Below are 13,322 nucleotides of genomic sequence, written 5' to 3'. Positions count from 1 at the left end.
TCCACGACATAAACCTGATGCCCCATCGTATGAGCCAAGTCGACGGTGTCCAGGTGATAAATGTTGGTAGCTTCAATGGCAATGGCGCTTTGGGCGGGCAACGATTTAAGCCAGCGTTTTAGGGTTGTTCGATCATTCTTAACGGTATCTATCGTTTGCAGATCAGAGCGGTATACAGCGATTTCGGCCTTAGCGACATCAATGCCAACAACCGTTTGCGAGGTAAGGATTGTCATAACAAATCCTCGGGGCTAGGGTTTAGGTGCTTGTCGGGGTCTACCTTTGCGCTGGCTTGCATCTATCGTCGATCTTGTCGATGAATTCCTTATTGGCGCTTTGGGTAGAGGGGGCGGGACGAGAAGTCTCCCACGGTCCGTACTGGCTAGAGTCGGAATCGAGCTTTTAGTCCCGCCCACCCCTTCAAGTCTAAACATACAAGCGAGCCTGCTCGCGATTGGCCCTTTGCCCCTGCCCCGTTGATGCAAATCAACACGCCACCAAACCCGTGCCCCTAGACTCGCGCCCATGCCAGCCTATCCGGGGAATGCCCGCATGCTCGACGCCATACGTTGGGACCCAGACCTGATCCGCCGTTATGATCTGGCGGGACCTCGCTACACCTCGTACCCGACCGCAGTGCAATTCACCAGTCAGGTCGGGACATTCGATCTGCTTCATGCCTTGCGCGAAAGCCGCAAAGGTCTGCGGCCGCTGTCGCTGTATGTACACGTGCCGTTCTGCGCGAATATCTGCTACTACTGCGCCTGCAACAAAGTCATCACCAAGGACCGTGGCCGTGCCCACGCCTACCTGCAGCGTCTCGAGCAGGAAATCCAGCTGATCGGCTGCCATCTGGACCCGGCCCAGCGTGTGGAACAGTTACATCTGGGCGGCGGCACCCCGACGTTTCTGAGCCACGACGAGTTGCGCCAGTTGATGGCCAAGCTGCGCAAGCATTTCAAGCTGCGGGACGACGATTCCGGCGACTACGGAATCGAGATCGATCCGCGGGAAGCCGACTGGTCCACCATGGGTCTTTTGCGAGAACTGGGGTTCAACCGGGTCAGTATCGGCGTACAAGACTTCGACCCTGCCGTGCAGCGTGCCGTCAATCGCCTCCAAAGCCTGGAGGAAACCCGCGCCGTGATCGAGGCGGCCCGCACCTTGCAGTTTCGCTCGATCAACATCGACCTGATCTACGGCCTGCCTAAACAGACACCGGAGAACTTTGCCCGTACCGTCCAGGAAGTCATCCAACTGCAGCCGGACCGCCTGTCGGTATTCAATTATGCTCATCTGCCGGAACGCTTCATGCCCCAGCGGCGCATCAATAGCCATGACCTGCCGAACCCGGAGCAAAAGCTGGCAATGTTGCAAGGCACCATCGAACAACTGAGCGCCGCCGGCTATCGCTACATTGGCATGGACCACTTCGCCCTGCCCGACGACGACCTGGCGATTGCCCAGGAAGAAGCCACTTTGCAACGCAATTTCCAGGGTTATACCACCCATGGACATTGTGATCTGATCGGCCTCGGTGTGTCGGCCATCAGCCAGATTGGCGATTTGTACTGCCAGAACAACAGCGACTTGAACCAGTACCAGAACACCTTGGCCGATGGCCGACTGGCAACCAGTCGTGGTCTGGTGTGCACCGCTGACGACCGTTTGCGGCGAGCGGTCATCCAGCAACTGATCTGTCATTTCGAGCTGGTATTCACCGAAATCGAGCAGGCTTTCGACATCGTGTTTGCCGACTACTTCGCCGCTGTATGGCCATCACTGCAACGCATGGCCAAGGACGGCCTGATCGAGGTCGATAACGAACGCGTCAGGGTATTGCCCGCCGGTCGCCTGCTGGTACGCTCGGTGTGCATGGAGTTCGATGCCTATTTGGACCAGCAGAACCGCCAGCGTTTCTCACGCGTCATCTGAGCGCGACAATTTGACGATGAAAGCACACTGGCCGGAGTGCCATTGCTAGGTTACCCTTACGGCTGATGTGTGTTTTCCCACAAGGATTAAAGAAATGCCCGATCCCGTCAAATTGCGCGCCCACAGCCAGGCCCATTGCAAGGATTGCAGCCTGGCCCCCCTCTGCCTGCCACTTTCCCTGAATCTGGAGGATATGGACGCGCTGGACGAGATCGTCAAGCGGGGCCGCCCGTTGAAAAAAGGTGAATTCCTGTTCCGCCAGGGCGATGCCTTCGATTCCGTCTACGCCGTGCGCTCGGGCGCCTTGAAGACCTTCAACCTGAGCGACAGTGGCGAAGAGCAGCTCACCGGCTTCCACTTGCCCAGCGAGCTGGTAGGTCTGTCAGGCATGGACACCGAGAGTCATCCGGTCTCGGCCCAGGCGCTGGAAACCACGTCGGTGTGCGAAATCCCCTTCGAGCGTCTCGACGAACTGGCGTTGCAACTGCCGCAGTTGCGTCGTCAATTGATGCGGGTGATGAGCCGCGAGATCCGCGACGATCAGCAAATGATGCTGCTGCTGTCAAAGAAAACCGCCGACGAGCGCATCGCCACCTTCCTGGTCAACCTCTCGGCACGTTTCCGTGCCCGTGGTTTTTCGGCCAACCAGTTCCGCCTGAGCATGTCGCGCAACGAAATCGGCAACTACCTGGGCCTAGCGGTGGAAACCGTGTCCCGGGTGTTCACGCGCTTCCAGCAAAATGAGCTGATCGCCGCCGAAGGCAAGGAAATTCACATCCTGGACCCGATCCAGCTCTGCGCCCTGGCCGGCGGCTCGGTCGAAGGCTGACGGACGTGCGCGGCTGAGGGATTCGCTCGGCCGCGCTATACTCCCGCGTTTGCAGCCCTGCCAGGATACGTCCACGATGGTCTTTGACTCCTTCGACATCAAATCCCTGATCCGCCCCGTCATCGATTTCCCCAAGCCCGGCGTGATCTTCCGCGACATCACTCCGCTGTTCCAGTCTCCCACTGCCTTGCGGCTAGTGATGGACAGCTTTGCCCACCGTTATGTCGAAGCCGACTTCACTCACATCGGCGCCATGGATGCCCGGGGTTTCCTGATCGGTTCGATCCTGGCTTACCAGTTGAACAAGCCATTGGTGCTTTTCCGCAAGCAAGGCAAGCTGCCGGCGGATGTGCTGGCCGAGGGTTACCAGACCGAATACGGCGAAGCGTTCCTCGAAGTCCATGCCGACAGCCTGTGCGAGGGTGATTCGGTGGTGATGTTCGATGACCTGATCGCCACCGGCGGCACGCTGATCGCCGCCGCCAACCTGATCCGCCGAATGGGCGCCAAAGTCCACGAAGCCGCAGCGATCATCGACTTGCCGGAGTTGCTGGGCTCCCAGCGACTGGAAGACATGGGCATCCCGACGTTCTGCCTGACGCAGTTCTCCCTGAGCGAACGATAACCCACCCTGTGGGAGCGGGCTTGCTCGCGAAAGCGGTGGATCAGCTAAGATTTATTTGGCTGACACATCGCTTTCGCGAGCAAGCCCGCTCCCACAGTGGGTTTTGGGTGGCTTTTAGAGGGAAATCGGCTTGCGTCCGGCAAACGAATGCGCCAGCGTCCCGCCGTCCACCAGTTCCAGCTCGCCCCCCAGCGGCACGCCGTGGGCGATGCGGGAAGCGACCAGGCCTTTGTTGCTCAGCAACTGGGCGATGTAGTGGGCCGTGGCTTCACCTTCCACCGTTGGGTTGGTCGCCAGGATGACTTCCGTGAAAGTCCCCGCCTCTTCGATACGCGCCATCAGCTCCGGGATACCGATGGCTTCCGGCCCCAGGCCGTCGAGCGGCGAGAGATGGCCCTTGAGGACGAAATAACGACCTCGGAAACCGGTCTGCTCCACGGCATACACATCCATCGGCCCTTCCACCACACACAGCAAGCTGTCGTCCCGACGTGGATCGGCGCATTGCGGGCAGAGGTCATCCTCGGTGAGGGTGCGGCACTGGCGGCAATGCCCCACGCCCTCCATGGCCTGGCTGAGGGCCTGAGCCAGTCGCGAACCGCCGCTGCGATCACGCTCGAGCAATTGCAACGCCATGCGCTGGGCAGTTTTCTGACCCACACCTGGCAAGGTTCGCAGGGCATCGATCAGTTGGCGAATCAAAGGGCTGAAGCTCATCGAGGAAACGTCCGACATAACAACGAGACGCGGTTTATACCCGCGCCTCTGACCAGCGTCAAATACTCAATCTCGCGCAACCCGCACCACCAGCTTGCCGAAATTGCGCCCTTCCAACAGCCCGATAAAGGCCTGCGGCGCATTCTCGAGGCCATCGACCACATCCTCGCGGAATTTGACCTTCCCCTCCCGCACCCACGGCGCCATGGCACTGAGGAATTCAGGCTGACGGTCACCGTAGTCGTCGAACACGATAAATCCCTGCATCCGCACTCGCTTGGTCAACAAGGTTCGCTGTAATAGCGGCAAGCGATCCGGCCCACTCGGGGCTTGTTGATCGTTGTAGGAAGCGATCAATCCGCAGAGCGGGATTCGCGCCCTGGCGTTGAGCAATGGGACGACAGCATCGAAGACCTTGCCGCCGACGTTTTCATAATAGATGTCGATGCCCTTGTCGCAGGCCCGTGCCAATTCCTCGGCAAAATCCGAACGCTTGTGATCGACGCAGGCGTCAAACCCCAATTCATCGACCACATACTTGCATTTGTCACTGCCTCCGGCCACGCCGACGACCCGCAATCCTTTGATCTTGGCCACTTGGCCGACCACCGACCCCACCGCGCCCGAAGCCGCCGCCACCACCAGGGTTTCCCCGGCCTTGGGCTGCCCGATGTCCATCAACCCCATGTAGGCGGTCATGCCCGGCATACCTAATACGCCGAGGGCCATCGACGGGCTGGGCAGCCCGGACGGAATGGGGATGACATTGCGACCATCACTGATGCTGTGACTCTGCCAACCCGTAACGCCTACCACCAAATCGCCTTCCTGGAATTTCGGATGCATGGAGCGCTCCACGCGGCTGACGGCACCACCGGTCATCACTTCGTCGATTTCCACCGGGGCGGCGTAGGACGGCGCATCGCTCATGCGTCCGCGCATGTAGGGATCCAGAGACAGGAACTGTGTCTTGAGCAGGATTTGCCCTTGCACAAGGTCAGGCAACGTCACTTGCTCGATACGGAAATTGTCCTGGGTGGGCGCGCCTTTGGGGCGGGAAGCGAGAACGATACGCTGATTGGAAATCGATGCTTGTGACATGGGCGTTCTCCTTGATCGTTAGTGGTAGACCTATAGGGAGCAGACCTTCTTGAAGGGGATAGCGTTCGATGTTCTTGCCGTTGGACTGCGCTGCTCGCGATAGCCCTCTCAAGCACAAACAAAAATGCCAGGCGCGATGCCTGGCATTGTGTGTAGCCCATCCCTGCCGGGATGGCGAATCAGAACGGCAGTTTCATGCCCGGCGGCAGTTGCATGCCAGCGGTCATGCCGGACATCTTTTCCTGACTGTTGGCTTCGATCTTGCGCACTGCGTCGTTGACGGCGGCGGCGAACAGAGCCTCGAGCATTTCCTTGTCGTCTTCGCTCAAGCCTTCAACCACGCTCGGGTCGATGCTGACGCGCTTGATGTCGTGGCGACCGGTCATGACCACGGTCACCATGTCGCCGCCGGACTTGCCGGTGACTTCGGCGTTGGCCAGTTCTTCCTGCATCTTGGCCATTTTTTCCTGCATCTGCTGCGCCTGCTTCATCAGGCCGGCCATGCCACCTTTCATCATGGGAATCACCTCGAAAGTACTTGGATAGACACGGCGCCCGGCCCATTCGGCCCGGCGCCTTCAGTTATGAGCCCTGGGTGACCGGGGCCTCGACAGGTTCGATAGTATCGTGACGGACCACAGCGCCGAACTGTTGCATCATCTGCTGGATGAACGGATCGTTGTGGATCGACTCCTCGGCCTCACGCTGGCGATCGGCACGGCGACGGGACGCAGCCTGGGCCGGCGTCTCCTGTTCGGGCTTGATCAGCTCGATGCTCAAGGTCAGCGTGCGCTGATGGTACTGGTTCAATGCATCGTTGAGACGGCGCTGCTGGGTCGCGTTGAACAGCGCGCTATGCGCCGGATCCAGATGCAGCAACCAATGGTCGCCCTCCACCGCGATCAGCGTGCAGTTGGCGGCGATGCTGCCGGTCATGCCGGAGATCGGCAGCTTCGGGAACAGCTCCAGCCATTGCAGTGCCAAACCGGTGGCCGGCATCGCAGCAGGTTCCGGCTCGGGCTCAGGCGTCGGCTCGGCGGTGTGCTCGCTGGCGAGATCGTCCAGGTAGCTGTAGGCCGAATCCATGTCCGGCTCGATGTAGTCCTCATCCAATGGAGGCTCATCATCCAGGTCCATGCCGGGCGTGGCGACGTCGACGTCGGCCGCCGTTGGCTCGGGCATCGGTGCGGCGACCCATTCGGGCGCATCGGGCACCACGCTGTCGGGCGTCGGCATGGGCATCGGTGGCAATTCGGGCTGCTCGGCGGCGGTGTCCAGCATGGGTTCCACAGCGGGCTGCTGGACGATCTCGGGCTCGACCGGATCGTTCCAGGGCAAGTCGATGACTTCTGCAGCCACGGGCTCGGGAACCGGCTCGACAACGGGCTCAGGCGTCGGGCTCGCGATGACAGGTGCCGCGACCGGTTGCGCAACGGGCGCTACAGCCGGAGCCGCAGCGACTGCCGCCACCACAGGCGCGGCAGCCACTGGCTTGGCGGAATCAGCTGTGGCCTGGCTGATCCCCACTGGCTTTAGCGTCGGCCTCGGGGCGTCCGCCGTGTCGGCGGGCCGGAACGCCAACATCCGCAGCAGCACCATTTCGAAGCCGCCTCGCGGATCCGGTGCCAAAGGCAAGTCACGACGGCCGATCAGGCCCATCTGGTAATAGAACTGCACATCTTCGGCCGGCAAAGCCCGGGCCAGGGCCAGCACGCGATCACGGTCGCCATGGCCGTTGTCGACGCCGTCGGGCAGGGCTTGGGCGATAGCGACACGGTGCAACACGTTAAGGATTTCCGACAGCACGCCATTCCAGTCAGGCCCTTGTTCGGCCAAGTGACGTACCGCCTCGAGCAACGCCTTCGCGTCGCCTTCGATCAGCGCATGCAGGACGTCATAGACCTGGCCATGGTCGAGGGTGCCGAGCATGGCCCGCACGTCGGCAGCCATGACCTTGCCCTCACCAAAGGCGATGGCCTGGTCGGTCAGGCTCATGGCGTCGCGCATCGAACCGTCGGCGGCGCGGCCCAGCAGCCACAGCGCATCGTCTTCGAACGGTACGTTCTCGACACCCAGCACGTGCGTCAGATGTTCGACGACCCGCTCTGGCGTCATGTTCTTCAGGGAGAACTGCAGGCAGCGGGACAAAATCGTTGCGGGAAGCTTCTGCGGATCCGTGGTCGCCAGGATGAACTTGACGTAGGGCGGCGGTTCTTCAAGGGTCTTGAGCAGCGCATTGAAGGAATGGCTGGAGAGCATGTGCACTTCGTCGATCAGGTAGACCTTGAAGCGCCCACGGCTCGGCGCGTACTGCACGTTATCGAGCAGCTCGCGGGTGTCCTCGACCTTGGTGCGGCTGGCGGCGTCGATCTCGATGAGGTCGACGAAACGGCCCTCGTCGATCTCACGACAGACCGAACATTCGCCACACGGCGTCGAGGTGATACCGGTTTCGCAGTTCACGCATTTGGCGATAATCCGCGCAATGGTGGTCTTGCCCACGCCCCGGGTGCCGGTGAACAGATAGGCATGGTGCAAGCGCTGGCTGTCCAAGGCATTGATCAGAGCCTTGAGCACATGGGTCTGGCCGACCATTTCGCGGAACGAGCGCGGACGCCATTTACGTGCAAGAACCTGATAACTCATCGAAAACCGTCGCAACGAAGGAACAGAAGCGGCTAATGCTAGCGGAGCAGGGGCGAAATTGCATCCGATGCGCTCGTCTAATCTGACTAAGCTGTGTTTAAGGGCTCGGTTGTCGACACGGTTTGCAGGATCAGGAGAGTTTATGCACGGGACCTTGGGGGCGTTGCTGTTATGGAGTACCAGTTGTCTCGCTGCCGAAATACCCTTGCGCTTCGCCATTACCGATGGCTGGGCCATGCCCATGGTGCAGATCGAACGTGGCCGCCCGACCCAGGGCATACTCCCTGACGTCATGACCAGCCTGGCGACTCAGGTGGGGATGCCGGCGGAGTTTCACGTCCTGTCCCGCGCCCGGCTGAGCGCTGCCATGAGAAACGGCGAGGTCGATATACGATGTTACGTCAGCCCCACCTGGGTGGATGACAGGGACGATTACCTGTGGAGTGTCCCGCTGTTCTTCCAGCGTGACTTGCTCGTCGGCACGGCCAGCGCGCCCGCAAGCGTGTCACCGGCGGCCCTGACACAACAGCCGGTCGGTACCGTACTCAGCTATACCTACCCGACCTTGCAACCGCTGTTCGACAGCGGCCAGCTGCGGCGCGACGATGCCCGCAGCCAGGAACAGGTGCTGGCGAAGTTACTCGCCGGTCGCTATCGCTACGGTGTCAGCAATCAATGGGCGCTGGACTGGTTCAACCAACGGCATACCGCTGACCGCCAGCTGCATGGGGTGGCCGTTCTCCAGGAGCAGGAGCTGAACTGCTACTTGCGCAAGGACCCTGACATTCCGGCGCAACGCATCCTGGACACCTTGCAAAAAATGAAAGCGTCAGGGGAAATCGACGCGATCATCCAGCTCTATACCGGTCGCAACGCCGAATCGGAGGCCGAAACCGATGCACCTTGAAGGCCGGGTCGCTGCTTCCATTGCGGTGGCGGAACAAACCGGGCCACCCATCCCGGGATTTGCTCGGGCGGCATAGGCCGGGCGATGAAATAGCCCTGGGCCACTTCGCAGCCCAGTCGTAACAACAGTTGCCCATGTTCGAGGCTATCCAACCCCTCGGCCACCACTTGGCGGCCAAACGCCTGAGCCAGGCCGATTACGGCCCGGGTCAAGGCCAGGTCGTCGCGGTTTTCGAGAATATCGCGCACGAAGGTCTTATCGATCTTGATGGTCTGAGTGCGCAGGTGCTTGAGGTCATTGAGCGAGCAATGCCCCGTACCGAAGCCCCCCAGTGAAAATCCTACGCCCAGGGCCTGACAAGCCTGGAGGCAGGCGCTGACGTGCGCAAGGTTCTCCACCGCGACGGATTCGACGATTTGCAGGTCCAGCAGGCGCGGCGACACCGTCGGGTACCGCTCCAAAACCTGCCGCAGCCGCTCGACGAAGTCCGTGCGCTGGAAATGCCGCGCCGAGATATTGATACTCACCGGCCACCCCTGCCCCGCTTGCAGCCACTGCTGCAACAGGGCCATGACCTGTTCCATGACCCATTCACCGATCTCGACGATCAGGTCGTTTTCTTCCACCAACGGCAGGAAATCGCGGGGCGGTACGAGACCGCGTTGCGGATGTTTCCAGCGCAGCAGCGCTTCGAGCCCCACCACGGTGCCGTTACGCATATTGACCTTGGGCTGGAAATGCAGCCGCAATTCGTTGCCAGCCAACGCCTGGCGAACCCGTTCGACAGACTGATAAGTGGCTCGCACCTCCTTGTCCCGGGATACATCGAACAAATGGAAACGATTGCGGCCACTTTGCTTGGCCACGTACATCGCCTGGTCGGCATGACGCAACAAGGTCTCGGCGTCCTCGTCGTCCCCAGGAAACAACGTGACCCCAATGCTGGCAAAGACCTTGATGCTTTTGCCATCAATGGCATACGGCGCCGAGACGGCGATCAACACGCGGTTCAGCGCCCCACGCAACTCATCCAGCCCGCGCACGTGGCGCAACACCAGTACGAACTCATCCCCGGCCAGCCGGGCGACCACGTCTTCACCCCGCACGATACTGCGCAGCCGCCTGGCTACCTCCACCAGCAGCCGATCGCCACTGGCATGGCCGTGCCCATCGTTGACGGCCTTGAAACCGTCCAGGTCGAGCATACAGACCGCCAGCGGAATATCCTCCGCCCGGGAAAACGCCAGGGCCTCATCCAGCAAGTCAGACAGGTAAGTACGGTTGGGCAGTCCGGTCAGCACATCGTGCCCGACCCGCCATTGCAGGGCATGCAATTGCCGACGCTTTTCGCTGACATCGAAGCGAATCGCCAGATAGCGCTCGATTTGCCCCGTCGCCTCATCCGAGACCGGTACCACCGTCGTATCGACCCAGTGCAACGTACCGTCCTTGGCCCGGTTACAGATTTCCCCCTTCCAGACCTGCCCCAGGGCTATGGTGTTCCACATCGCGCCAAAGAATTCGCCTGGGTGATGACCGGAATTGAGCAGTCGATGATTGGCCCCCAGCAACTCATCGCGTCGATAGCCGAAGAGCTGACAGAACTGATCGTTGACGTAGGTGATACGCCCGCACAAATCGGTTTCGGAAAAAACAACGGCTGCATCAACGGCTCTGCGGTACTTCTTATCCATCGAAGCAGTCATCCATGAATCATGGCTCATCTGTCGCGCGCGGTTGCAGCACCTGCGGAGCGGCGAAAACCCATCCGCATCTGACACCGGGCAATCAGGTGGGGCGCAGGCGGTACAGGCGAGAGGGTCAGGCTTCTACCGTTCGTCGCCACAATAAACGCAACGCCCATCTTTTCGCACATCCCGGTGTCTGTAACAGGCCATCAAAGCCACGTGCCAAAGCCAGATTCTACGAAACACATCACATTTTGCAAAGCAAGGTGATGGAACATGCGGTTGCCTAATGCAAAAATCTATCGTTAAGTTCTTGATTCTAAATGGGAATTGAGCGATGCAAATTTCGAGCTTGGGTGCAGCCATCAGACGCTATCGCAAAGTAGCGGGGCTGACTCAGGCTGAACTGGGTGAAAGGGCCGGGTTTGACCCCAAAACCATCAGCCGTTTCGAAACCGGCACCTACACCCCCAGCATCGAAGCCCTGTTCCTGCTTGCCAACGTCCTGAACGTGCAATTGAAGGCCTTCTTCGCCGACATGAACGACGAAGACGAACAGCGAGCCTACCTGTTTGGCGTCATACACAGAGCCACCTCGAAGGACCTCGGGAAGTTGATCGCTGCGGTTGATCAGGCGTTATCCAAGCCTTGACGTGAAATATTGACATCGTTTTCTGTCGTAACTTGGACAGTCGCCGTTCGTCCGGCCTGTAAGAGTTAACAGTAGTTACTTCAAACCTGCGCAGGCCAAATGGAGCGCGAGACAATCTTCTATTACCGAACGCCTATGACTCGAAGATAAAACCTCGCAATCCAACATTCAGGTGATAAAAATGAATAAGCACTCAATAAGCGCGTCAAACAAAACCCCCTTCATCATCGTGGCGCATACTAACGAAATACTGGCGCTATCCCCAAGCCTTTACACCAGAACCAGTTTGACCAACCCTGCCTACATGCTTATCGACCAATGGCAGGGTGGCAGCATAGCATTTCAGACAACCACCGAAATACGTCAGAACAAATACGACCTTGAAGTCGCCTACATTTCCGAATCAGCAACTTTATTGACCATAACCGGTCCCTCGCTGAAATGTGTCTTCAGGTTGGACAAACACGGAAGTGAAGTAGCTTATACGGCGATGACCCCGAATGCGCGGGTTGAGCTTGAAGGCTTTTTTTATGACGATATCATAGCCTGCGTTGCTTTGATCATAGGCGAGTCGGAGACTCCTGCTCCAGCCAATAAGAAAAAATTCGAACCATCCATGCGTTACATCCATTATCAAACGACGACTGTAGACACTCAAACTGTTTCTGCAACCGGAAAAAAATCCATCGTTATCCCGAACAATCAGTATTTTACCTTTACCACCAACAGCAACATGTATTTCTTCAGAGGAGCCCATCAGTCCGGAATGTTCCATCAGATGAATTTTGACACCAACAAACTGATCAAGGTGGATAGGCGTATCTTAGGCGCCTTAGCTTCCTCTGGTGGCAGTTATGCTCTTACCAACGACATGCAAAATCTTTATCCCGAGGGTATATCGACATTTCTTATCGAGGATGGCTTCCTGGAAAATTTTGCGATGATCCAGTTTAATCATGAAAAAAACAGCAGAAGCGTTGAAATAACCATAACAGCACATAATTGCCGGGCATGCGATATCAGACAATACAGTTCTGGCACCCCCAATATATGCTTCGGGATATGACAACAGCCCTGAAATGTTTCGAAATCAAGATTTGAGAAATGAGACAGAGGCAGTCAACCCATCGACAACATCATGGTATGACTGCCCTATCTTGAGCGACCAGCCGCCTGACAAGACACGACTCAGCGGCCACCTTTTACTCGATCCACCGCGACCACCACCAAAGACACCACCACAAATCCCAGCAGCATCATCGCCGCATTGCCAATCGACTGTGCATACCCCAACAGATCCACTTCGATGAATGGATAGGGATAGGCGCCAACGAAGCTTCCGCGAATCAGGACATAGCTGAAATAGGCCAGCGGATACAGCAACCACGGCCAGATATTGCTCCAGTGCAGCCCCTTGGGTACGCAGAACCACCAATAAACCACGAACACCACCGGCATCACGTCGTGCAGCAGCTCGTCGGCAAGCCATTGCCAGCCCTGGGGATCCCACACGTTGCGCAGCAGCAGGTTGTACGCGATCGAGACCAACACAATCGCGGCCGCCACGCCGCCTTGTGTCGAGGGCTGCAGAAAGAAACGCCGCAGCGCCGAATCCCCCGTGGTCGCGGCACAGGTCAACACCACCGCCACCAGGATATTGGTGAGTATCGTGAAATAACTGAAGAAGATGTCCAGGCCACCCAGCAGGCTTTTGTCGCCCTGCCATCGCGAAATCATGATCAGGCAGAGTTGAAGGAACAGGGCAAACCATGCCAGCACAGCTGCCAGCATCACAGTCGCATTACCCCGCCTTTGCGTTAACGCCATGTCGTCGCTCATCACGTTGCCCTCCGGCTACGTGGCAGCTGCGACTGCGAAGTCCCGAAGGAGGGGCATTCATGACAGGCTGCCGGTTGAGCGAGACCGTAGGAAAGGGTGGCAGTGGATTCTACTGTCAGTTATGACAGTTCCGACCGATGGTCATGGCTCGGACAGCACGATACATCGAGCGAGGCTCGATCAAAAAAGGAAGATATAAAGAAAAAAAGCCTCGCGAATGCAGGCTTGGACGTTCTTTGGCGCTATGGAGGCAACCCCACCAGCCACACCCCGGCACACAATGTTCCCGCTGTGGCTGCTTCCTTCCGGATCTGACCAGGTTCACGGGTAATCGTTGCGGGGGGACCGATGGGGTCACCATAACGATGCCCGCCTGACGGCGA

12 protein-coding genes, 1 other RNA gene and 1 pseudogene are annotated in these 13,322 nt (G+C 58.7%); 6 read left to right on the top strand and 8 right to left on the bottom strand.

All coding sequences use genetic code 11. The annotated features are described in order from the left end of the window. Positions 1-236, bottom strand: a pseudogene (locus AD666_RS15155) (IS110 family transposase); the annotation flags it as partial. A 316-nt stretch (positions 237-552) separates the two neighbouring features. Between AD666_RS15155 and hemN the strand changes: the two are divergent. The 3 genes from hemN to AD666_RS15140 all read left to right on the top strand — a co-directional run bounded on the left by hemN (position 553) and on the right by AD666_RS15140 (position 3,389). After that, positions 553-1,935, top strand: coding sequence for an oxygen-independent coproporphyrinogen III oxidase (gene hemN / locus AD666_RS15150; RefSeq protein ID WP_053153335.1), 1,383 nt, complete (start codon positions 553-555; stop codon positions 1,933-1,935). 94 nt (positions 1,936-2,029) lie between these two features. After that, positions 2,030-2,764 carry a fumarate/nitrate reduction transcriptional regulator Fnr gene (gene fnr / locus AD666_RS15145; RefSeq protein ID WP_053153332.1) on the top strand — a complete coding sequence of 245 codons (735 nt, stop codon included), beginning with the start codon at positions 2,030-2,032 and terminating at the stop codon, positions 2,762-2,764. Positions 2,765-2,840: 76 nt separating this feature from the next. Beyond that, positions 2,841-3,389, top strand: coding sequence for an adenine phosphoribosyltransferase (locus tag AD666_RS15140; protein ID WP_047701465.1), 549 nt, complete (start codon positions 2,841-2,843; stop codon positions 3,387-3,389). 114 nt (positions 3,390-3,503) lie between these two features. Here AD666_RS15140 and recR read toward each other — a convergent pair whose 3' ends face one another. The 4 genes from recR to dnaX form a co-directional block, all read right to left on the bottom strand. After that, the gene (gene recR / locus AD666_RS15135) at positions 3,504-4,106 is read right to left on the bottom strand and encodes a recombination mediator RecR (RefSeq protein WP_053153329.1); all 603 of its coding nucleotides are present in this window, start codon (positions 4,104-4,106) and stop codon (positions 3,504-3,506) included. Between the two features lie 66 nt (positions 4,107-4,172). Further along, positions 4,173-5,207 carry an NADP-dependent oxidoreductase gene (locus tag AD666_RS15130; RefSeq protein WP_053153326.1) on the bottom strand — a complete coding sequence of 345 codons (1,035 nt, stop codon included), beginning with the start codon at positions 5,205-5,207 and terminating at the stop codon, positions 4,173-4,175. A 179-nt stretch (positions 5,208-5,386) separates the two neighbouring features. Then, positions 5,387-5,725, bottom strand: a complete 339-nt coding sequence (locus AD666_RS15125; RefSeq protein ID WP_053153324.1) for a YbaB/EbfC family nucleoid-associated protein — start codon at positions 5,723-5,725, stop codon at positions 5,387-5,389. A gap of 64 nt (positions 5,726-5,789) precedes the next feature. After that, a complete protein-coding gene (dnaX, locus tag AD666_RS15120) occupies positions 5,790-7,853 on the bottom strand; it encodes a DNA polymerase III subunit gamma/tau (protein ID WP_053153321.1) in 2,064 nt (687 codons plus the stop codon). 142 nt (positions 7,854-7,995) lie between these two features. Here dnaX and AD666_RS15115 point away from each other — a divergent pair, with 142 nt between their 5' ends. Further along, a complete protein-coding gene (locus AD666_RS15115; RefSeq protein WP_053153318.1) occupies positions 7,996-8,760 on the top strand; it encodes an ABC transporter substrate-binding protein in 765 nt (254 codons plus the stop codon). On the opposite strand, the gene AD666_RS15110 is transcribed toward AD666_RS15115, so the two are convergent. Next, entirely contained in the window at positions 8,712-10,454 is a 1,743-nt protein-coding gene (locus tag AD666_RS15110) for a bifunctional diguanylate cyclase/phosphodiesterase (protein ID WP_053153315.1), read from the bottom strand. The two genes, AD666_RS15115 and AD666_RS15110, sit on opposite strands and share 49 nt — an antisense overlap. A gap of 331 nt (positions 10,455-10,785) precedes the next feature. On the opposite strand from AD666_RS15110, the gene AD666_RS15105 reads away from it, so the two are divergent. Both AD666_RS15105 and AD666_RS15100 read left to right on the top strand, forming a co-directional pair. After that, positions 10,786-11,100 (top strand): helix-turn-helix domain-containing protein, encoded by a 315-nt coding sequence (locus tag AD666_RS15105; RefSeq protein WP_053153312.1) that lies wholly within the window; start codon positions 10,786-10,788, stop codon positions 11,098-11,100. Positions 11,101-11,281: 181 nt separating this feature from the next. Next, positions 11,282-12,166 carry a hypothetical protein gene (locus tag AD666_RS15100; protein ID WP_053153309.1) on the top strand — a complete coding sequence of 295 codons (885 nt, stop codon included), beginning with the start codon at positions 11,282-11,284 and terminating at the stop codon, positions 12,164-12,166. Positions 12,167-12,288: 122 nt separating this feature from the next. Here the strand turns inward: AD666_RS15100 and AD666_RS15095 are convergent, their stop codons facing one another. Further along, positions 12,289-12,939, bottom strand: coding sequence for a Pr6Pr family membrane protein (locus tag AD666_RS15095; protein WP_053153306.1), 651 nt, complete (start codon positions 12,937-12,939; stop codon positions 12,289-12,291). A gap of 254 nt (positions 12,940-13,193) precedes the next feature. Continuing rightward, an RNA gene (gene ffs / locus AD666_RS26080) (signal recognition particle sRNA small type) lies at positions 13,194-13,290 on the bottom strand. Positions 13,291-13,322: the final 32 nt, after the last annotated feature.

The organism is Pseudomonas sp. Pf153, assembly GCF_001269775.1.
In the GTDB taxonomy this organism is placed as follows: domain Bacteria; phylum Pseudomonadota; class Gammaproteobacteria; order Pseudomonadales; family Pseudomonadaceae; genus Aquipseudomonas; species Aquipseudomonas uvaldensis.
This window is presented reverse-complemented; position numbering and strand designations above follow the sequence as displayed.

Coding starts and splice junctions, on each gene's coding strand:
- hemN (WP_053153335.1), top strand. CDS start 553: ATGCTCGACGCCATACGTTGGGACCCAGACCTGATCCGCCGTTATGAT.
- fnr (WP_053153332.1), top strand. CDS start 2,030: ATGCCCGATCCCGTCAAATTGCGCGCCCACAGCCAGGCCCATTGCAAG.
- AD666_RS15140 (WP_047701465.1), top strand. CDS start 2,841: ATGGTCTTTGACTCCTTCGACATCAAATCCCTGATCCGCCCCGTCATC.
- recR (WP_053153329.1), bottom strand. CDS start 4,106: ATGAGCTTCAGCCCTTTGATTCGCCAACTGATCGATGCCCTGCGAACC.
- AD666_RS15130 (WP_053153326.1), bottom strand. CDS start 5,207: ATGTCACAAGCATCGATTTCCAATCAGCGTATCGTTCTCGCTTCCCGC.
- AD666_RS15125 (WP_053153324.1), bottom strand. CDS start 5,725: ATGATGAAAGGTGGCATGGCCGGCCTGATGAAGCAGGCGCAGCAGATG.
- dnaX (WP_053153321.1), bottom strand. CDS start 7,853: ATGAGTTATCAGGTTCTTGCACGTAAATGGCGTCCGCGCTCGTTCCGC.
- AD666_RS15115 (WP_053153318.1), top strand. CDS start 7,996: ATGCACGGGACCTTGGGGGCGTTGCTGTTATGGAGTACCAGTTGTCTC.
- AD666_RS15110 (WP_053153315.1), bottom strand. CDS start 10,454: ATGGATAAGAAGTACCGCAGAGCCGTTGATGCAGCCGTTGTTTTTTCC.
- AD666_RS15105 (WP_053153312.1), top strand. CDS start 10,786: ATGCAAATTTCGAGCTTGGGTGCAGCCATCAGACGCTATCGCAAAGTA.
- AD666_RS15100 (WP_053153309.1), top strand. CDS start 11,282: ATGAATAAGCACTCAATAAGCGCGTCAAACAAAACCCCCTTCATCATC.
- AD666_RS15095 (WP_053153306.1), bottom strand. CDS start 12,939: ATGAGCGACGACATGGCGTTAACGCAAAGGCGGGGTAATGCGACTGTG.